A 20,227-nucleotide genomic window follows, 5' to 3' on the forward strand; every position below is an offset into this window, starting at 1 on the left:
CCAGCCCTTTCCACAGTCCCGGACGGCCACCATGCAGCTCAAATCCGTGCAGTACGACAAGCCCCATTTCTCCCTCGCCGGCCAGTGCGGCGTCGGCGAGGCCTGGGCCCGCATTCCTCCCGAACTTGACCGCGCCCAGCGCCTTCGGACCGCCGAGCGCATACGCGCCCTGCTGCACGAGCGCGATGCCGTGCTCGTGGCCCATTACTACGTGGACGGCGAACTGCAGGACCTGGCGCGCGAGACCGGCGGCTGCGTGGGCGATTCGCTGGAGATGGCGCGCTTCGGCGCCCAGCACCAGGCCAGCACCCTGGTCGTGGCCGGCGTGCGCTTCATGGGAGAGACCGCCAAGATCCTCAGCCCGGAAAAGCGGGTGCTCATGCCCGACGACGACGCCAGCTGCTCGCTGGACCTGGGCTGCCCGGCAGACGAGTTCAGCGCCTTTTGCGACGCCCACCCGGACCGCACGGTCGTGGTCTACGCCAACACCAGCGCGGCGGTGAAGGCGCGCGCCGAATGGGTGGTCACATCGTCGGTGGGACAGGACATCGTGGCCCACCTGCACGCCTGCGGCGAGAAAATCCTCTGGGCTCCCGACCGCCACCTGGGCGCCCACATCCAGCGCCAGACCGGCGCGGACATGCTGCTGTGGCATGGCTCCTGCCTGGTCCATGACGAGTTCAAGGCCGACGAACTGGCCGCCATGGCGCTGGAGCACCCGCAGGCCGCCATCCTCGTACACCCCGAGTCGCCGGCCGCCGTGGCCGCCCAGGCCGATGTGGTGGGCTCCACCACCCAGCTCATCAACGCGGCTGGCCGGCTGCCCACCGACACCTTCATCGTCGCCACCGACCAGGGCATCCTGCACGACATGCGCATGCGCTACCCGGGCAAGACCTTCCTGCCCGCGCCCACGGCCGGCCAGGGCGCCACCTGCAAGAGCTGCGCCATGTGCCCCTGGATGGCGATGAACAGCCTGCACGGCGTGGAACTGGCCCTGGAGCAGGGCCTGTGCGCCATCGAGGTGGACCCCGCCATCGCCCAGGCCGCGCGCCGCCCCATCGAACGCATGCTGGCCTTTGCCGCCGGCCACCGCCAGCCCGTGCGCGCCAGCGGCGACCTTGCGCGCGATGCAGCGCTCTTCCAGCATTTCGGTCCCGCCTGAGGACAGCGCCATGACACAGCCTTGCACAGACGTACTCATCATCGGCGCCGGCCTGGCCGGCATGGCCGCCGCCCTGTCGCTGCCGCCGCATCTGCGCGTGGCACTGCTCAGCAAGGGCGCGGCCGAGGAATGCGCCAGCGCCTGGGCCCAGGGCGGCATTGCCGCCGTGCTGGATGCACAAGACAGCATCGACGAACACCTGGCAGACACCCTGGTCGCGGGCGCAGGCCAGTGCGATGCACAGGCCGTGCGCGCCATCCTTGAGCAGGCGCCTGCCGCCATCGATTGGCTGGTGGCCCACGGCGTGCCTTTCACGCGCGACGACAGCGGTGGCCTGCACCTCACGCGCGAGGGCGGCCACGGCCGCCGCCGCATCGTGCATGCCGCCGACTGCACCGGCCAGGCCGTGCACGCCGCCCTGCTGCGTGCCTGCCGGGAGCGCGCGAACATCGATCTGCATGAGCACACCAGCGCGCTGGACCTGCTGACGGAAGGACAGCCTGCGCACTGCACAGGCGCGCTGGTGCGCCTGCCCGATGGCCGCCAGCAGCGCTGGCATGCCGCGCATACCGTGCTGGCCACCGGCGGGCTGGGGCAGGTCTATCCCGCCACCACCAACCCGGCCACCGCCACGGGCGACGGCGTGGCCATGGCCTGGCGCGCAGGCTGCCGCGTGGGTGATCTGGAGTTCATGCAGTTCCATCCCACGGCCCTGCAGGTGGGCGGCCGTGCGGCCGGCCTGGTCTCCGAGGCATTGCGCGGAGAAGGCGCCCTGCTGCGCCTGCCGGACGGCACGCGCTTCATGCCTGCCCATGATCCGCGCGCCGAACTGGCGCCGCGCGACATCGTGGCCCGGGCCATCCGGCACGAGATGGACCGCCATGGCCTGGCCTTCGTCCACCTGGACATCACCCACCGGCCACGTGCCTGGCTGCAGTCGCATTTCCCGGGCGTGATGGCCCTGTGCGCCAGCCATGGCATCGACATTGCCACGCAGCCGATTCCCGTGGCCCCCTGCGCCCACTACGCCTGCGGCGGCGTGCTGGCCGATATCGACGGGCGCACGGATGTCGATGGCCTGCGCGCCATCGGCGAGGTGGCGCGCACCGGCCTGCACGGCGCCAACCGGCTGGCCAGCAATTCGCTGCTCGAATGCGTGGTGATGGGGCGCGCGGCCGCCCAGGCCATCGCGCAGCAGCCGGCTGCCGCCCCTGCGCCGGCCCGGCCGACCGAAACCCTGCAGGCCGGCGCACAGGAGCAGGACACGGCAGCCGTCGCGCAGGAGTTGCGCCAGCTCATGCAGGACTGCGTGGGCATACAGCGCAGCGACCAGGGCCTGGCGCAGGCCGTGCAGCGCATTGCGGCATGGCGTGAAAGGCTGGCACCTGCCGCAGGCCATGCGCTGCGCAACCAGCTCGATGTCTGCTGGCTCATGGCCACGGCCGCCGCCGCACGGCGCGAGAGCTGCGGTGCGCATTCGCGCATCGACGCCGCCCTGGCGCTGGTGGAATGAAAAATGGCCCCCACGCTCCCCTTGCTGCGCAAGGTCCGCTGCCCCCCGAGGGGGCCGCTTTTCATCTTGGGGCGGCCCGGCGATGAAAAATGACCCCCACGCTCCCCCTGCTGCGCAAGGTCCGCTGCCCCCCGAGGGGGCTGCTTTTCATCTTGGGGCGGCCCGGCGATGAAAAATGGCCCCCACGCTCCCCTTGCTGCGCAAGGTCCGCTGCCCCCCGAGGGGGCTGCTTTTCATCTTGGGGCGGCCCGGCGATGAAAAAGGCCCGCAGCTTTCGCTGCGGGCCTTGTCTGCCGGGCCAAAGCCGTCAGGCCTTGGGAAGCGTCACGCCCACCTGCCCCTGGTACTTGCCGCCACGGTCGCGGTAGCTGACCTCGCAGACATCGTCGGGATCGCTCTCGAAGAACAGCACCTGGGCGCAGCCTTCGCCGGCGTAGATGCGGGCGGGCAGCGGCGTGGTGTTGGAGAACTCCAGCGTCACATAGCCTTCCCATTCGGGCTCGAAGGGCGTGACGTTGACGATGATGCCGCAGCGCGCGTAGGTGCTCTTGCCCAGGCAGATGGTCAGCACATTGCGCGGGATGCGGAAGTACTCGACCGTGCGCGCCAGCGCGAAGCTGTTGGGCGGGATGATGCAGCTGTCGCCCTCGAAATCGACGAAGCTTTTCTCATCGAAGTTCTTGGGGTCCACCACGGTGCTGTGGATGTTGGTGAACACCTTGAATTCGGGTGCGCAGCGGATGTCGTAGCCATAGCTGCTGGTGCCGTAGCTGATGATCTTGCGGCCATCGACGTTGCGAACCTGGGCCGGCTCGAAAGGCTCGATCATGCCGTGATCCTCGGCCATGCGACGGATCCACTTGTCGCTCTTGATGCTCATGGCAATTCCTCGTTCCCTAGCTGCACTTGTCAGGCGCCAGCACCCGGCCGGGCACTGGCGCAAAGGCGCTATTTTGCTTGAGAAACGACGGTGCGCTCGATCAGGCGGTCATCGCCCAGGATGATCATGGCGAACAGCAGCTCGTCCAGGCTCTCGGCCTGGCGGGTCTTGCGCTCGAGCAGCGGCGTGCAGGCCGGGTTGATGACCACGAAGTCGGCCTCGCAGCCTGGCTGCAGATTGCCCACCTGCCCCGCCAGGCCCAGAGCGCGCGCCGCGCCCGCCGTGTGCTGCCACCACAGGTTGCCGGGCGACAGGCTCAGGCCCTGCTTGGTCTGGCCCTCGCGGCCCGCCACATAGGCGGCCTGCATGGTGCGGAAAGGGCTGAAGCTCATGCCGCCGCCCACGTCGCTGGCCAGGCCGTAGAGGAACTGCGCGGCATCGGCCCGCGCAAAGTCGAAGAAGCCGCTGCCCAGGAACAGGTTGCTGGTGGGGCTGACGGCAGCGGCGGTGCTGCGTTCACGCATCAGGGCGCGGTCCTCGTCGTCCAGGTGGATGCAGTGCGCGTAGACGGCGCGCTCGCGCATCAGGCCGAAGTCGTCGTAGACCGACAGGTAGCTGCGGGCCTTCGGAAAGAGTTCGGCCACCCAGCGCACTTCGTCCAGGTTCTCGGCCACGTGGGACTGGATCCAGACATCGGCGTAGCGTGCGGCCAGCTCGCCCGCGCCGCGCAGCTGCTCGTGCGTGCTGGTGGGCGCAAAGCGCGGCGTGATGGCGTAGCCCAGGCGGTCCACGCCATGCCAGCGCTGGATCAGGGTCTCGGTGTCGATCAGGCTTTGCTCGGTCTGGTCGCGCACGCCGTCGGGGCTGTGGCGGTCCTGCAGCACCTTGCCCGTGATCATCCGCATGCCGCGGGCCTGCGACGCGCCCATGAGCGCATCGACCGAACCCGGGTGCGAGGTGGCAAAGGCCAGCGCCGTGGTCACGCCGTTGCGCTGCAGCTCGTCCAGGAAGAACTCGGCCACGCTGTCGGCATGGGCGCGTTCGCAAAAGGCCGACTCGTGCGGAAAGGTGTATTTCTCCAACCAGGGCAGCAGGCCGGCGGCGGGCGCGCCGATCACATCGGTCTGCGGATAGTGGATGTGCAGGTCGATGAAGCCTGGCGCCAGGATGCGGCCCGGCAGATGGGTGACTTCGGCGCCCGGCTGTCCGGTGAACTGCGCCTGCAGCGCCTGCCAGCTGCCGGCGGCGACGACGCGCTGCTGCCCCCTGTCATCCGGGGCGACGGCCAGCAGGCCGTCTTCGTCGTAGAACGCCTGGCCATCGTCGGCAAAACGCAGCAATGAGGAACGGTAGATTTGCATGCCGCCAAGCTTAGCGGGCGGACAGGCAGATGCCATATCCGCAGCGCTATAGGCGCCATCGGCAGGCGCCATCCTAGGGTTTACGCCAGGATCGGAGGCCCCGCAGGCCGCATCACTTGGGCAGGGTGGCCTGCACGCCTTCCACCAGCCAGTTCATCTGCAGGATCTGCGCATCATCCAGCTGCTTGCCGGCAGGAATGCGCACCTGGCCCTGGTTGTCGCGCACCGGCTGGTCGCCGGCCTTGAAAGGCTGCAGGCGGCCCTGGGCCATGTCCTTTTGGCGCTTCAGCACTTCCTCGCGCACGGCGGGCGGCAGCTTGGGGCCGAAGCCCTCCACGCGGATCATGCCCTCGCGCACGCCGCCCCAGGTGTCCTGGCTCTTCCAGCTGCCGTCCAGCACGGCGCGGGCGCGCGCCGTGTAGTAGTCGCCCCACTGGTGGGTGACGGCCAGCAACTGGGCGTCGGGCCCGTCCTTGCGCATGTCGGAGTGGTAGGCAATCGCCATGCGGCCGCGCTCCTGGGCGGCCTGCATCACGGCGGTGGATGCGACCTGGAAGGACACCACGTCCACGCCGCCGTTGAACAGCGCCATGGCCGCATCGCGCTCGCGCGGCGGGTCGAACCAGGTATCCAGCCAGACCACCTTGACCGTGGCCTTGGGATTGACCGAACGCATGCCCAGCGTGAAGGCGTTGATGCCCTGCAGCACCTCGGGAATCGGAAAGCCGACCACGAAGCCGGCCACGCCCGTCTTGCTGGCACGGCCTGCGGCAATGCCCGACAGATAGCGGCCCTCGTAGTAGCGCGCATTCGAGGTGGCCACGTTGTCGGCGCGCTTGAAGCCCGTGACCGACTCGAACTTCACCTGCGGGAAGTCGCGCGCCACGCGCATCACGGACTCGGTGTAGCCGAAGCTGGTGGTGAAGATCAGCTGGTTGCCCGAGGCGGCCAGGTCGCGCAGCACGCGCTCGGCGTCGGGGCCCTCGGGCACGCTGTCCACCGCACGGGTCTGCACGCGCGGGCCCAGGGCCGCCTGCAAGGCGCGCCGGCCCTCGTCGTGCTGGCGCGTCCAGCCGGCGTCGAGCACGGGCGTCAGATAGACGAAGGCGGCCTTGAGGGGCGCGGAACCTGCGGGGGATGAAGGGGCGGGATGGCCTTGGGACAAGGCCGTGGATACAAGACTTGCGGCCGCGACTGCGGCTGCGAGGTTTTTGTACATGGTGTTCCTCTACATGGCCCGGAAATGAAAACGCACCTGCCGTGGGCAGCGGCCGGTGCGGGGCGCGATTATAGGCAGCGGCCCTGAGGGCTGCCCGGGCCTGCGCTTATGGCCTCCATAAGGGACGGCAGATACCGTCCACCAGCGCGCAGAACCAGCGCGGGTACTTAAAAGTGCATAACACGCTCTAAGATCGTCGGCAAATTCCAACCCCAAGCAACCACCAAGGAGTACAGGACCATGCCGATGTTCGTCGATACCTCGCCCCCGGGGCAGTGCCTTTTTTGCCGCCTCGTGGCGGGCGAGATCCCGTCCGCCAAGGTGTTCGAGGACGAGCAGACCATCGCCTTCATGGACATCGGCCAGGTCAATCCCGGCCATGTGCTGGTGGCCAGCAAGCGCCATGCCGTGACCCTGCTGGACCTCACGCCCGACGAGGCCGGCGCCGTGATGCGCACGGCCCAGCGCGTGGCGCAGGCCGTGCAGGCGGCGTTCGACCCAGATGGCATCAGCCTGTTCCAGGCCAACGGCGCGGCGGGCGGGCAGACCGTCTTCCACTTCCACCTGCATGTGCTGCCGCGCCACGAGGGCGACGGCGTGGGCCTGGGCTGGCCGCGCAAGGAGCCCGGCATGCAGGCGCTGCAGGACTACGCCGAGCGCCTCAGGCAGGCGCTGGCCTGAACGGACTCAGGCCAGGGCGGCGTAGCGGGCGAACACGGCCTCCAGCTGGCGCATCCAGTGGGCGCGCTGCTGGGGCGTGACGAAGCTGGCGTCAAAGCTGTTGACCGCCAGCTGCCAGGCCTGCTGCGAGTTCATGCCGGTGGCGGCGAACAGCTGCAGGTAGTTCTCGTTCACATAGCCGCCGAAGTAGGCCGGATCATCGGAGTTGACCGTGACCTTGAGCCCTGCCTCCAAGAGCTGGGGCAGGTTGTGCTGGGCCAGGTCGGACACTACGCACAGCTTGAGGTTGGACAGCGGGCACACGGTCAGCGGCACGCCGTCGCGGACCAGGCGCTGCATCAGGGCCTCATCGCGCGCGGCCTGCACGCCGTGGTCTATGCGCTCGGAATGCAGCACGTCCAGCGCGCCCCAGATATAGGCGGGAGGCCCCTCCTCGCCCGCATGCGCGACCAGGTGCAGGCCCAGCTCGCGGCAGCGCGCGAACACGCGGGCGAACTTCTCGGGCGGGTTGCCGACCTCGCTGCTGTCCAGCCCCACGCCGATGAAGCGGTCGCGCAGCGGCAGCGCGGCCTCCAGCGTGGCGAAGGCGTCCTCTTCGCTGAGGTGGCGCAGAAAGCTCAGGATCAGCGCCGACGAGATGCCCTGCTCTATCTCCGCATCGCGGCAGGCGCGGTACAGGCCGTTGATCACGGTCTCCATGCCCACGCCGCGCTGGGTGTGGGTCTGGGGGTCGAAGAAGATCTCGGCATGGACCACGTTGTCCTGCGCGGCGCGCGTCAGGTAGGCGCGGCCCATGTCGTAGAAATCCTGCTCGTACAGCAGCACGCTGGCGCCGGCGTAGTAGATGTCCAGAAAGCTTTGCAGGTCGGTGAAGGCATAGGCGCGGCGCAGGTCTTCCACGCTGGCGTAGGGCAGCTTCACGCCGTTGCGCTGGGCCAGGGCGAAGATCAGCTCGGGCTCCAGCGAGCCTTCGATGTGCATGTGCAGCTCGGCCTTGGGCATGGCCTTGAGCAATTGGGGCAGATGCGCGGCATCCACGGCGGGTACGGTGTGCATCAGCAGACTCCGAAGGTGATGCCGCTGGCCCGGAGGTAGCGGCGGTAGGCGGACGACATGCGGTCGGCCGCAGAGTGCATTTCGGCGCGCGGGTCCAGCGGCAGGCACTTGGGCTGCTGCGACTCCAGCACGGGCTGGTCCTGGCAGAAGATGGTGTGCTGGAATTCCTGCAGCTGTGCGTCGGGCGAATCGAAGTCTGCCACGGCAAGGCGGAACCAGACGCGGCTGGTCTCGGGCGTGACGGGGCAGATGAACAGGGCGATGGACTCGCGCCAGCCTGTCTTGGTGGTGCCGGACTCGGGCAGCTTGGTCAGCACGGCGGCATAGGGCGCCGTGACTTCGTAGGTGTACTCGACTTCGGCCGCGCTGGTGGAGTGCAGGTTGGACTGCGGCTGCACGGCCTTGCAGCCCGTGGCCAGCACGCCCGTGGCCGTGGTCTCCACGGCATAGGCTTCGATGGCCGTGGCATCGCGGCTGCCCAGCCAGCCTTCGTGGACAAAGCCGAAGTGCGACATATCCAGGAAGTTCTCGATGATGCGCGGCGCGCTGGCGGCCACGTCGTAGGGGCCGCAGTTGAGCTTGCGCAGGTGCGCGTCCGCCTCGGCTTCAAAGGCTGGAAGGGCCGCCAGGGCCGCCAGGGCCGGAACAGCCGAGAGCTCCTCGCCCGTGGCCAGCCGCACCCAGACCAGGCCGTAGGCTTCCTGTGCCTCGAAGGCCTTCACGCACTGCGAGGGCGGCGGCGTGAAGCTGGGCAGGGCCGGCACCTTGACGCACTGGCCGCTGTCGGCGAACTGCCAGCCGTGGTAGGGGCATTCAAGGTGGCCGTTCTCGACACGGCCCATGGACAGGCGTGCGCCACGGTGCGGGCAGCGGTCCACGAAGACGCGGACCAGGCCTTGCGGATCGCGCCACAGCACCAGGGGCTGGTCCAGCAGTTGCACGCCCAGCGGCGCATCGACAACTTCGTGGGCCTGGGCCACGGGATGCCAGAGGGAGTTTTCGATCATGGGGGGAATCTCTTGCTGTCTGTCTGTGCCGCGGCGGCGGGCAGGCCGCGGCTGGGAGCGAGCATAAACCCACTCGATGCGCAGCACAGGTACGGCACCTGTGCTGCGCATGAACGCCAAGGCCGCCCGAAGGCGGCCCTGGCGGCAGCGGGCAGCCCGACCTGCGCCGGGCGGCCTGGCGTCTGTCTTACTTGCTGTCCTGGCCCGGCACCTTGCCTTCCACGCCCTTGACGTAGAAGTTGATGCCCGTGAGGAACTTGTCCTCGGCCACGGCGTCGGCGGCCAGCAGTTCCTTGCCGTCCTGGCCTGCGATCGGGCCCTTCCAGATGTGGAAGGTGCCGTCCTTCAGGCCCTTCTTGACCTCTTCGATCTTCGCCTTGGCTTCGGCGGGCACGTCATCGGCCAGCGAGACGATGTCGATCGCGCCTTCCTTCACGCCCCACCAGGTCTGCTGGCTGCTCCACTTGCCGTCCAGCATCTCGCGCACGGTCTTGGTGTAGTAGGGCGTCCAGTTGATGATGGCCGAGCCCAGGTGGGCCTTGGGGCCGTAGGCCGTCATGTCGGAGTCCCAGCCGAAGGCGCGCTTGCCCTTTTCCTCGGCCGTCTTGAGCACGGCGGCGGAGTCGGTGTTCTGGAACAGGATGTCGGCGCCGCCGTTGATCAGCGAAGTCGCAGCCTCGGTTTCCTTCGGGGGTGCGAACCACTCGTTGACCCAGACCACCTTGGTCTTGATCTTGGGGTTCATGGACTGCGCGCCCAGCGTGAAACTGTTGATGTTGCGCAGCACTTCGGGAATCGGCACGGAGCCGACCACGCCCAGCACATTGGACTTGGTCATGGAGCCCGCGATGATGCCGGCCAGGTAGGCACCTTCGTAGGTGCGGCTGTCGTAGGTGCTGACGTTGGCGGCGGTCTTGTAGCCGGTGGCGTGCTCGAACTTCACATCGGGGAAGTCGGGAGCGATCTTCTGGATGGGCTCCATGTAGCCGAAGGTGGTGCCGAAGACCAGCTTGTTGCCGTTGGCGGCCATGTCGCGCAGCACGCGCTCGGCGTCGGCGCCCTCGGGCACGCTCTCCACATAGGAGGTCTTGATCTTGTCGCCGAATTCCTTCTCCAGCGCGAGGCGGCCCTGGTCGTGGGCAAAGGTGTAGCCGCCGTCACCGACGGGGCCCACGTAGGCGAAGGCGATCTTCAAAGGCTCGGTTGCAGCGGCAGCAGGGGCCTCGGCAACGGGAGCGGGCGCAGGCGCGGCCTCCTCCTTCTTGCCACAGCCGGCCAGCGCGGCGGCGGCCACGGCCGACAGCGCTGCCACCTTGATCAGGGAGCGTTTGTGAAGATCAGTCATCGAAGTTTCCTCAAGTGGTCCTGCGGCAGGCAGGAAGAAGGCAGGTCTGCAGGGCGCAGGCCCGCCGCGATGGGTCCAGAGAATAAAGCAAGAATGACGCCAGCCGGCCTGTTCATGGGCTGCGTGCTCCTGGAAAACGACATTTTCCGGGGTGCGCACGGAATCGGTGCATGAACAGGCCGGCGCCGGCCCTCAGGAACTGCCCAGCATCGCCACCAGGCGCTCCACCGCACGGCGGTGCCCGGTCTCCAGCGCGGCAGGATCGGCGGGATCGAACACCGCGAGGCCGATTCGCGGGGGAATGCCGGTGACCTCGAAGGCCACGCCGGCACCATCGCGGTAGATCTCGTTGGACAGGGACACGAAGAAGTTGCCCGGCAAGGGCTTGACCAGGGAGTTGGACAGTGATCCTGCCGTTGGCTGGCCCACCTGGGTCACCTGGGGCAGCGCCCGCATCATCAGCGTGAAGGTCTCGGCAGCGCTGACGGTCAGATCGCTGGTCAGCACATGCACAGGCCTGGTATAGGTCTGGCTGCCCCTGGGCTCGACATACCAGCTTTGTTCGCTGCGGCCCTGCGGGCGATGCGCCTGCTTGGTGAAGCCCAGCACGCGCTGCCGCGTGAAACTGCCCGCCATCTCGGCGCTGACCTGGTCGAGTCCGCCCAGGGTGTTGAGCGACACATCGACGATCAACGCGCGCGTGTCCGCCAGCGCGGCCAGCGCGCGGTCCATCTCTGCCCGCGCCGCGGCCATGTCCTTGTGCGCATCGAAGGGGCTGGAAAACTCGCCCATGCTGCCGATCTCGATGTAGCCCACATTGCCCGGCAACCGGCCCCAGACCATGGTTCCTCCCAGCACGGGGCCGCTGCCACCCTGCAGGCGGGATGCCAGGTCCTCACGGACCCGCGCCTTCCACAGCTCCTGGAAAACCAGGAAGTCCTTGACCTCGGTCTGCGCCTCGAAGGCCTGGCGCAGGCGCTTGGTGGTGGGCTTGTTGCCCCCCAGGAAGGCATAGCTCAGCGCGCCGTCGCGCGAGCGGATCAGGGCGGTATGCACGTCGTTGAAGTCCTTCAGCGCCTCGCTCATCACGGCCTGCAGGGCATCGTCGTTGGCAGCGGCCGCCGCCCGGGGCGCCAGGCGGCTGGTGATCTGCGGCCAGTCGATGTTGCGTTCCTTGAGAAAGGCGTAGTCCAGGGCAATCACGTCGCTCAGGGCCTTGAAGGTGGTGCCAGGGTCGGTCGCCGGCGCATTGCGGCAGGCCGAAGGCACGCTGCCCAGGCGCGCCAGGGAGTAGGTGGCAGGAAAGCCCGGCAGCTCGAACAGCTCGGCGCGGATGCCATGCAGATTGGCCGTGGTGCGGTAGCTGTATCCCTTGAACTGCTCCACCGTGCCGCCTGCAGCGCCGGCCTGGGGGTAGCACAGGGCTCCGGCCTCCTGGTAGCGCGCCACGGAATTCGACTTGAACTCCATCAGCGTGCCTTCTCCCAGGATGCGCCATACGCCCTCCAGGTCGCCGGACGTGCGGCCATCCACCACGACCTGGCCGCTGCGCTCCGACAGAATCGTGGAGTCGTCGCCGCCGCAGGCCGCCAGCAGCAGGGATGACAGGGCCGCGGCAAGCAGCCAGCGGGGTTGGGTGGGAGCGGGAACTCGAACGTGCATGAAACGCCTCCGTGCAATGAATGAAGAGGTCCGCACTGTCGGCGGCGGGCCTGAAGAAAGCCGGACGGCCGCCTGAAGGAATCCTGAAGACCCTGTCTGGGAAAATCCGGCATTGCCCCCACCGGCCCCGCGCCCTGCCCCATGAAGCTATTGCTGGTTGAAGATGATCTGGACCTTGGCAACGGGGTGCGCCTGGCGCTGCAGGACCAGCGCTTCGATGTCACCTGGGTTCGCCGCATCGCCGAGGCCCGCCCCCTGCTGGACCGGGGCGCCTGCGACCTGCTGGTGCTGGATCTGGGCCTTCCCGATGGCGACGGACTGTCGCTGCTGGCACGCGTGCGGCGTGAACGCAAGGACCTGCCCATCCTGATCCTCACGGCGCGGGACGGGCTGGACGACCGCCTGCGCGGGCTCGACGGCGGAGCCGATGACTACGTGGTCAAGCCCTTTGCGCTGGCCGAACTGCTGTCGCGCATCCGCGCGCTCAGGCGCCGCAGCCTGGGCACGGAAGAGCAGGTCTTCGACGTGCGCGGACTGGTGCTGAACGAACGAAGCCGGCGTGTCAGCGTCTTCGGCCGCGAGATCGATCTGTCGCCCAGCGAATTCGCCCTGCTGGCCGCCCTGATCCGCCGCCCCGACCAGGTGTTCAGCCGCCACATGCTCGAAGAGGAGGTGCTGCCCGGCAGCGGGCGCTATGCGAGCAACAGCCTGGAGGTGCACATCTCCAGCCTGCGGCGGCAGATCGGCGAAGGCTATGTGCGCACGGTGCGCGGCGTCGGCTATGTGCTGGACCGCCAGCCCTATGAAGGCAGGCGGCGATGAAGGCCGCAGCCTGCCTGCGCCGCGCCTGGCGCGCCGGGGCCGAACCCAGCCTGATCCGGCGCCTGGTGCTTGCCCAGGCCGTGGTGCTGGTCGTGGTGTGGATCGCCCTCGGCGCGCTGCTGATGGTGGAGTTCCAGAGCGATGCCTCGGAGCTGGACCCGTTGCGCCACGACGCGGTACTGGCGGTTGCCGGCCCCCTGCTGGACCGCCCTGCCGCGCTGCAGGAAGCCCTCGCCCGCATCGACCTGGCCCGCAGAACCGAAGGGCAGTTGCCCGACCAGCCGCGCTGGCGCGTGAACATGATGGTGTGGCATGGACCGCAGCTGCTGTTTGCCTCGCCCGGCCTTTCCGCCCCCATCGTGCAAACCGCCACGGATCGCATCGAGACAGTCACGGCGGCCGGGGAACGCTGGCGCGCCATGACGCGCTCCGATGCCTCGGGCCAGTTGCGCGTGACGCTGGCCATCTCCAATGAGCCCGGGCGCGGCATGCTCACGCTGGCCTCCAGCAGCCTGCTGGTGCTGCCCCTGCTGATCAGCGCGCCGCTGCTGGTTTTTCCGGCGTGGGCCGCCGTGTGGCTTGCGCTCAGGCCCTGGCGGCGCCTCAGTGCCGAAATCGCGCGCCGTGGCATGGGCGACCTTGCGCCGCTGGGTTTTCAGCCGCGCCACCGCGAGCTCAAGCCCCTGGCCCACTCTGTCAACCGCCTGCTGCGGAGCGTCAGGGACGGGCTGGCCAGGGAGCGCAGCTTCATCGCCGATGCTGCCCATGAACTGCGCACACCCGTGGCCGCCATCCGCGTGCATGCGGAAGCCCTGAACAACCTGCCTTTGCCGGCAGGGCTGGCAGACCGCCTGGGCGCACGCCTGGATGCGCTGGTCGGCTGCAGCGCACGCGCGTCCCGCCTGGTGGACCAGATGCTGGCACTGATGCGGGCCGACGCCGGCCCCTCCGCGCCGGGCATGCAATCGCTGGAGATCGACAGGCTGCTGCAGCAGCGCCTGGGTTGTCTGGCGGGCCTGGCCCGTGAGCGCGGCGTGGAACTTGATCTGGACGCCGAAGGTCCGCTGCCGCTGTGGGCCGAACGCCAGGCAATGGAATCGCTGATCGACAACCTGGTGGACAACGCCATCAAGTACAGCCCGCCAGGCGGCCTGGTGCGCGTGCGCGCGCGCCGGGATGCGGCCACGCAGGCAACGGTGCTCGAAGTCATGGATGAGGGACCGGGCATTGCGCCGGCCTGGCGCAGCCGTGTCTTCGACCGCTTTTTCCGCGCGCCCGACCAGGCGGTGGCAGGCAGCGGGCTGGGCCTGGCCATCGTGGCGGCCGTGGTGCGCCAGCATGGGGGAAGCATCGTCTGCGATGACGCGGACGATGGCCCCGGACTGTGCATGCGCGTCAGCTTCCCCGGCGGGACTGCCCCGCACTAGACAAGCCGCCGCGCATGCGGCGCCTGCGCTTACTTGGCGCCCGGCACCTTGCCTTCGACGCCGTTGACGAAGAAGTTGATGCTGGTCATGAAGCCCAGATCGCCGACCTGGCCTGCCGTCAGCACTTCCTTGCCGGTGTTGTCCTTGATGGGGCCGGTCCAGACGGCGAAGCTGCCGTCCTTCAAGCCGTCGCGTGCCTTGGCGACCTTGTCCTTGATGTCCTGGGGCACGTCGTCGGCGATCTTCACGAGGTCGATGGCGCCTTCCTTCACGCCCCACCAGAACGAGCCGCCCTGCCACTTGCCGTCCAGCGTGTCCTGGGTGACCTTGCTGTAGTAGGGCGTCCAGTCGATCACGGCCGAGCCCAGGTGGGCCTTGGGCGCGAAGGCGCTCATGTCGCCGTCCTTGCCGAAGGCGCGCGCACCGCGTTCCTCGGCCGTCTTGAGCACGGCCGGGGAGTTGGTGTTCTGGTAGAGCACGTCCACGCCGCCGTTGATCAGCGAGGTGGCGGCCTCGGACTCCTTGGGCGGGGCGAACCATTCGTTCACCCAGACCACCTTGGCCTTGATCGAGGGATCGACGCTTTGCGCGCCCAGCACGAAGCTGTTGATGTTGCGCACCACTTCAGGAATCGGCACCGAGGCCACGACGCCGACGGTCTTGGTCTTGGTCATGCCACCGGCCACGATGCCGGCAAGGTACGCGCCCTCGAAGGTCTTGGTGTCGTAGGTGGCCACGTTGTCGGCGTTCTTGTAGCCGGTGGCGTGCTCGAACTTCACGTCCTTGAGGTCGGTCGCGACCTTCTGCACGAACTCCTGGTAGCCGAAGCTGGTCGCGAAGATCAGCTTGTTGCCCTGGCCGGCCATGTCGCGCATCACGCGCTCGGCATCGGCGCTCTCGGGCACGCTTTCGACAAAGGAGGTTTCCACCTTGTCGCCGAACTTCTCCTGGATGGCCTTGCGGCCCAGCTCGTGCTGGAAGGTCCAGCCACCGTCGCCGATGGGGCTGACGTACATGAAGCCGATCTTGAGCTTCTCGGCCGGCGCCTGGGCGGCAGGCGCGGCAGCGGGAGCAGGCGCTGCGGCCTCTTCCTTCTTGCCGCAGGCGGTCAGGGCCGCCACCGAGATGGCCGACAGGCCGATCATCTTCACAAGCGTGCTTTTCAGGCCAGGTTTCAGGGTGCGTTCGCGCAAAGCGGGCATGCGTTTGTCCTTTTGTGGTTCTGGAGGGAGAGAGAAAAAATGAAAGCGTCAGGAGCCCGGGTAGAAGGGCTTGCCCAGCGAGGCCGGCATGTTGGCACGGATCCAGGCCGGATTGCGCGAGATCAGCACCAGCACGACGATGGTCGCCAGGTAGGGCAGCATGGACAGCAGCTGGCTGGCCACCTGCACGCCCGTGGCCTGCAGGTGGAACTGCAGCATGGTCACGCCGCCGAACAGGTAGGCGCCCAGCAGCACGCGCGCAGGGCGCCAAGTGGCAAAGGTGGTCAGCGCCAGCGCGATCCAGCCCCGGCCCGACACCATGCCCTCCACCCACAGCGGCGTGTAGACGGTGGAGATGTAGGCGCCGGCCAGCCCGCACATGGCGCCGCCGAACACTACGGCCGCCAGGCGGATGCGGCGCACCGGATAGCCCAGCGCGTGGGCCGACTGGGGCGACTCACCCACGGCGCGCAGCACCAGGCCGGCCCGCGTGCGGTAGAGGAACCAGACCAGGGCCGCCGCAATGACCACCGCGCCATAGACCAGCGGATGCAGGCGGAACAGCGCCGTGCCGACCACGGGCAGGTCGGACAGCCAGGGCACGGCGAACTTGGGCAGCTCGGGCAGGCGCGCCTGCACATAGCCCAGGCCCAGGAAGGCCGAGAAGCCCGTGCCGAACAGCGACAGCGCCAGCCCCGTCGCGTACTGGTTGGTGTTCAGCCAGATCACCAGCACGCCGAAGATGGCAGCCAGCAGCGCGCCCGCGCCCATGCCGGCCAGAAAGCCCACGGTGGTGCTGCCCGTGTGGACCACGGCGGCAAAGCCCGCAATGGCGGCGCACAGCATCATGCCCTCGGCACCCAGGTTGACGATGCCGGCCTTTTCATTGATCAGCAGGCCCAGCGCGGCCAGCGCCAGCACGGTGCCGGCGCTGAGCGTGGAGCCCAGCAGCAGTGCATAGGATTCCATCAGCGGGCCTCCTTGACGGCAGGCGCCGCTGCGGGCGGAACCACGGGCGTGCGGGACACCCAGCGCACGCGGTAGGCCACCAGCGTGTCGCAGGCCAGCAGCGTGAACAGCAGCAGGCCCTGGAACACGCCGGTCAGCGCCTTGGGCAGGCCCAGGCGCGACTGGGCGAGTTCGCCCCCGATATAGAACATGCTCATGAGAATCGCGGAAAAGATCATGCCCACGGGATGCAGGCGGCCGACGAAGGCCACGATGATGGCGGCAAAGCCGTAGCCAGCCGGGACATAGGGCGTGAGCTGGCCCAGCGGGCCGGCCACTTCCAGCGCACCGGCCAGGCCGGCGGCGGCGCCCGAGATCAGCAGCGCCGTCCACAGCGCGCGGCGCGAGGAAAAGCCCGCGTAGCGCGCAGCAGCCGGGGCCAGCCCACCGACCTGCAGCGCAAAGCCGGCACGGGTGCGGAACAGGAAGACCCACAGCATGGCCGCCGCAGCCAGCGCCAGCAGCAGGCCGATATTGGTGCGCATGCCCTGCATGAGCTTGGGGATCTGCGTGACGCGCTCGAAGGTCTTGGTCTGCGGGAAGTTGTAGCCCATGGGGTCCTTCCACGGCCCGTAGACCAGAAAGCCCAGCACCAGGGTGGCCACGTAGACCAGCATCAGGCTGACCAGGATTTCATTGGCGTTGAAGCGGTCGCGCAGCAGGGCCACGATGCCGGCCCAGACCATGCCGCCGAGCATGCCGGCCACCAGGATGGCGGGCACGATCCACGGGCCCGTGGTCTTGTCCGCCAGCAGCGCCACGCCGCCTGCGGCCACGGCGCCGATCACGAACTGGCCTTCGGCACCGATGTTCCACACATTGGAGCGAAAGCACACGGCCAGTCCCAGCGCGATCAGCAGCAGCGGCGTGGCCTTGACGGCCAGCTCGCCCAGCGCATAGGTGGACTTGACGGGGTCCCAGAAGAAGGCCTGCAGGCCTCGCACCGGGTCCTTGCCCAGCATCACGAACAGGCACACGCCGATCAGCACGGTGATGGCCAGCGCCAGCACGGGCGAACCGTAGGTCCACAGCTTCGAGGCCTGGGGGCGTTGCTCAAGCTTGAACATGGGCGCCTCCCCTGGCGGCATTCTGGGCGGCGTTCGGGGCGGCAGCACCGTCCCACAGGCCGCTCATCCACTCGCCGATCTGCTGCACGGTGGCATCGGCCCGCGCCACCGAGGGCGACAGCCGGCCCTTGGCCACCACATGCAGGCGGTCACATATTTCGAACAATTCGTCCAACTCCTCGCTGAGCATCAGCACGGCGCAGCCTTCGTCACGCAATTGCAGGATGGCGCCGCGGATCTGCGCGGCCGCCCCCACGTCCACCCCCCAGGTAGGCTGGGAGATGATGAGCAGCTTGGGCCTGGCATCGATCTCGCGGCCCACGATGAATTTCTGCAGGTTGCCGCCCGACAGCGACTGCGCCGCCGCGTTGGGGCCACCGGCCTTGACGTTGAAGCGCGCGATGATGGCGCGCGCCTGCTCCTGCAACTGGCCCATGCGGATCCAGCCGCCCGCGCCCAGCGCGGTCTTGCGCGTCAGCAGCAGGTTGTGCGCCAGGCCCATGCTGGGCACGGCGCCGCGGCCAAGACGCTCCTCCGGCACGAAGTGCAGGCCCAGCGCACGGCGCCGGCCGGGGCCCAGGCGCCCCGCCTCCCGGCCGGCAATCTGCACCATTTCGGGCGCTGCGCGCGTGTCCTCGCCGGACAGCGCATACAGCAATTCCTTCTGGCCATTGCCCGAGACACCGGCGATGCCCACGACTTCGCCCGCGCGCACATCGAGCTGGATGCCATGCAGGTCCACGCCGAAGGGCTCCGAGCGCGCCAGCGCCAGGCCCTGCACGCGCAGCACGCTGGCGCCGACCTGGGATTCGCGGTGCGTGAGCTCGGGCGGCTCCGAGCCGATCATCAGCCGCGACAGCGAGGCATTGCTCTCCACGGCCGGGTTGCACACGCCGGTCACCTGCCCGCCGCGCAGCACGGTACAGGCCGTGCACAGCGAACGGATCTCGTGCAGCTTGTGGCTGATGTAGAGGATGGAGCAGCCCTCGGACGCCAGGCGGCGCAGCACCACGAAGAGCTTTTCCACCGCCTGCGGCGTGAGCACCGAGGTGGGCTCGTCAAGAATGAGCACGCGCGGGTGCGTGAGCAGGGCGCGGATGATTTCCACGCGCTGCATCTCGCCCACGCTCAGCGTGTGCACGGGGCGGTGGGGATCGACCTCCAGCCCGTAGTCATGCGCCGTGGACTCGATGCGCTTCACCACCTCGGCCAGCGGCAGGCTCTTGTCCAGGCCCAGCCAGACGTTCTCGGCCACGGACAGCGTGTCGAACAGGCTGAAATGCTGGAACACCATGGCGATGCCCAGCTGGCGCGCCTCCTGCGGGTTGCGGATGTGGACCGGCTTGCCATCGACCTCGATGCGGCCTTCGTCGGGCTTGACGGCGCCGTAGATGATCTTCATCAGCGTGGACTTGCCGGCACCGTTCTCACCCAGGATGGCGTGCACTTCGCCGGCGCCCACGGTCAGCGAAATACCGTTGTTGGCCACCACCGCCGGATAGCGCTTGGTGATGCCTGTCAGCTGCAGCCGGGGCGGCGCTGCGGCTGGCAGGGGGACTGTATCGGGGGGATTCATGGCTGGGATTGTCTTTCAATTTCTGCAACAAACTGGAACACAAGTCCTTGAAACCGCCTCGGCGGCCCTCATATCGACCACCACTTTGTTCACCAAAAAGGCGGTTCCTGCCGCCATCGCCTAGCGGGCACGGGACATCAGGGCCACATGCCGCACGGCGTCGCGCAGCCAGCGCGTGGAGGCGCCCATGTGCGTGCGGGCATGCCACAGCTGGTAGTACACCAGCGGCGCAAACTCCACCGGGCAGGGCAGGATCACCAGGGGCAGGCGCTGGCTGAAGCGCTCGCAGAACAGCCGCCCCGTGGTCAGCACCAGCAAGCTGGTGGCCACGATGTCGGGGATCAGGCTGAAATGCGCGCAGCGCGCCGCCACCTGGCGCTGCAGGCCCATGCGGGACAGCTGGTCGTCGATCACGCCGCGCGCGCCCGGGTAGGTGGGCGTGGGCGCGATGTGCTCGGCCTCCAGCCACTGGGCCACGTCCCAGCCGCGGCGCACGGCCGGGTGCTGGGGGCTGACCAGGCAGACCACCTCGTCCTCGAACAGGCTGGCCATGTGCAGGCCCTGCGGCGGCTCGGGCCAGTTGCCGATCACCACGTCCACATCGCCCTGGGCCAGCTGCACCTCGTAGTGCGCGTCGCCGTTGAGGGCCAGGATGTCCACGGGGCAGCCGGGCGCCTCGGTCTTGAGATGGGCCACCAGGCGCGGCAGGAACAGCGGGTCCAGGTAGTCGCTGGCGGCGATGCGGAAGGTGCGCGTGGAGGTGCGGGGATCGAAATGGCGCGCATCGCTGAACAGGCCCTCGGCCGCGCGCAGGATGTCGGCGGCCGGCTGCACCATGCGCAGCCCGGCCTCGGTGGGCTGCATGTGCGCGCCCGAGCGCACCAGCAGCGAATCGCCGGCCAGGTCGCGCAGGCGCTTGAGCGCGGCGGACACCGCCGGCTGGTGCATGCCCAGGCGCAATGCGGCACGCGAGACGCTGCGCTCGGTCAGCACCGTGTGCAGCACCCGTATCAGATGCAGATCAATCTTGTCGAACAGGGCCTGGTCGCGCATGTAGCGAAGCAATCAGCGAAAAAAAGAGCGGTCGCGCCGGGGACGCGCCGCAGGTCATGGGGAGCCCGCAGCGTAACCCAGCCATGACCCCCGCCAGCTAGATACAAGCACCAAGAATGCCCTGGGCAGGGGCGGTTAAACACTTGTGCACGCAGCACATGCAATATGCGAGCCAGTCGCCAG

At 68.5% G+C, this 20,227-nt stretch carries 17 protein-coding genes; 5 read left to right on the plus strand and 12 right to left on the minus strand.

The window, feature by feature from the left end:
- Positions 1-31: 31 nt before the first annotated feature.
- Together nadA and nadB are read left to right on the plus strand one after the other, a co-directional pair.
- Positions 32-1,165: a quinolinate synthase NadA gene (nadA, locus tag INR38_RS15680; protein WP_207441992.1), complete on the plus strand. Its 1,134-nt coding sequence runs from the start codon at positions 32-34 to the stop codon at positions 1,163-1,165.
- A 10-nt stretch (positions 1,166-1,175) separates the two neighbouring features.
- The gene (gene nadB, locus INR38_RS15685) at positions 1,176-2,678 is read left to right on the plus strand and encodes an L-aspartate oxidase (RefSeq protein WP_207441991.1); all 1,503 of its coding nucleotides are present in this window, start codon (positions 1,176-1,178) and stop codon (positions 2,676-2,678) included.
- Positions 2,679-2,985: 307 nt separating this feature from the next.
- On the opposite strand, the gene dcd is transcribed toward nadB, so the two are convergent.
- The 3 genes from dcd to INR38_RS15700 all read right to left on the minus strand — a co-directional run bounded on the left by dcd (position 2,986) and on the right by INR38_RS15700 (position 6,138).
- Positions 2,986-3,558 (minus strand): dCTP deaminase, encoded by a 573-nt coding sequence (gene dcd, locus INR38_RS15690; protein WP_013803686.1) that lies wholly within the window; start codon positions 3,556-3,558, stop codon positions 2,986-2,988.
- Between the two features lie 68 nt (positions 3,559-3,626).
- Positions 3,627-4,919, minus strand: coding sequence for a guanine deaminase (guaD, locus tag INR38_RS15695; protein WP_207441988.1), 1,293 nt, complete (start codon positions 4,917-4,919; stop codon positions 3,627-3,629).
- A gap of 112 nt (positions 4,920-5,031) precedes the next feature.
- Positions 5,032-6,138 (minus strand): BMP family ABC transporter substrate-binding protein, encoded by a 1,107-nt coding sequence (locus INR38_RS15700; protein WP_034391143.1) that lies wholly within the window; start codon positions 6,136-6,138, stop codon positions 5,032-5,034.
- Between the two features lie 240 nt (positions 6,139-6,378).
- Here INR38_RS15700 and INR38_RS15705 point away from each other — a divergent pair, with 240 nt between their 5' ends.
- Positions 6,379-6,819: an HIT family protein gene (locus tag INR38_RS15705; RefSeq protein WP_012204068.1), complete on the plus strand. Its 441-nt coding sequence runs from the start codon at positions 6,379-6,381 to the stop codon at positions 6,817-6,819.
- A gap of 6 nt (positions 6,820-6,825) precedes the next feature.
- Here INR38_RS15705 and INR38_RS15710 read toward each other — a convergent pair whose 3' ends face one another.
- The 4 genes from INR38_RS15710 to INR38_RS15725 all read right to left on the minus strand — a co-directional run bounded on the left by INR38_RS15710 (position 6,826) and on the right by INR38_RS15725 (position 11,889).
- A complete protein-coding gene (locus tag INR38_RS15710) occupies positions 6,826-7,875 on the minus strand; it encodes an adenosine deaminase (RefSeq protein ID WP_034366623.1) in 1,050 nt (349 codons plus the stop codon).
- Positions 7,875-8,882, minus strand: coding sequence for an aromatic ring-hydroxylating dioxygenase subunit alpha (locus tag INR38_RS15715; protein ID WP_207441987.1), 1,008 nt, complete (start codon positions 8,880-8,882; stop codon positions 7,875-7,877). Before INR38_RS15715 ends, INR38_RS15710 begins: the two co-directional genes overlap by 1 nt.
- Positions 8,883-9,069: 187 nt before the next feature.
- On the minus strand, positions 9,070-10,227 hold the full coding sequence (locus INR38_RS15720) for a BMP family ABC transporter substrate-binding protein (protein ID WP_012204065.1): 1,158 nt from the start codon (positions 10,225-10,227) through the stop codon (positions 9,070-9,072).
- Positions 10,228-10,419: 192 nt separating this feature from the next.
- On the minus strand, positions 10,420-11,889 hold the full coding sequence (locus tag INR38_RS15725) for a S41 family peptidase (RefSeq protein WP_207441986.1): 1,470 nt from the start codon (positions 11,887-11,889) through the stop codon (positions 10,420-10,422).
- A 141-nt stretch (positions 11,890-12,030) separates the two neighbouring features.
- Between INR38_RS15725 and INR38_RS15730 the strand changes: the two genes are divergently transcribed.
- Both INR38_RS15730 and INR38_RS15735 read left to right on the plus strand, forming a co-directional pair.
- Positions 12,031-12,711: a response regulator gene (locus INR38_RS15730; RefSeq protein WP_207441985.1), complete on the plus strand. Its 681-nt coding sequence runs from the start codon at positions 12,031-12,033 to the stop codon at positions 12,709-12,711.
- Positions 12,708-14,138, plus strand: a complete 1,431-nt coding sequence (locus INR38_RS15735; RefSeq protein ID WP_207441983.1) for an ATP-binding protein — start codon at positions 12,708-12,710, stop codon at positions 14,136-14,138. Before INR38_RS15730 ends, INR38_RS15735 begins: the two co-directional genes overlap by 4 nt.
- Before the next feature lie 29 nt (positions 14,139-14,167).
- Here INR38_RS15735 and INR38_RS15740 read toward each other — a convergent pair whose 3' ends face one another.
- From INR38_RS15740 to INR38_RS15760, 5 genes are all read right to left on the minus strand, one after another.
- Positions 14,168-15,340 (minus strand): BMP family ABC transporter substrate-binding protein, encoded by a 1,173-nt coding sequence (locus tag INR38_RS15740; protein WP_207441982.1) that lies wholly within the window; start codon positions 15,338-15,340, stop codon positions 14,168-14,170.
- Positions 15,341-15,388: 48 nt separating this feature from the next.
- A complete protein-coding gene (locus INR38_RS15745; RefSeq protein WP_013803692.1) occupies positions 15,389-16,309 on the minus strand; it encodes an ABC transporter permease in 921 nt (306 codons plus the stop codon).
- The gene (locus INR38_RS15750) at positions 16,309-17,415 is read right to left on the minus strand and encodes an ABC transporter permease (protein ID WP_012204059.1); all 1,107 of its coding nucleotides are present in this window, start codon (positions 17,413-17,415) and stop codon (positions 16,309-16,311) included. Before INR38_RS15750 ends, INR38_RS15745 begins: the two co-directional genes overlap by 1 nt.
- Positions 17,402-18,991 (minus strand): ABC transporter ATP-binding protein, encoded by a 1,590-nt coding sequence (locus tag INR38_RS15755; RefSeq protein ID WP_207441981.1) that lies wholly within the window; start codon positions 18,989-18,991, stop codon positions 17,402-17,404. The genes INR38_RS15750 and INR38_RS15755 overlap by 14 nt, the downstream gene beginning before the upstream one ends.
- Before the next feature lie 120 nt (positions 18,992-19,111).
- Complete coding sequence (locus INR38_RS15760) at positions 19,112-20,044, minus strand: LysR family transcriptional regulator (RefSeq protein WP_012204057.1); 933 nt, start codon at positions 20,042-20,044, stop codon at positions 19,112-19,114.
- Between the last annotated feature and the right edge of the window lie 183 nt (positions 20,045-20,227).

It is taken from the genome of Delftia sp. SD018 (genome assembly GCF_017355445.1).
Classification (GTDB): domain Bacteria; phylum Pseudomonadota; class Gammaproteobacteria; order Burkholderiales; family Burkholderiaceae_C; genus Comamonas; species Comamonas acidovorans.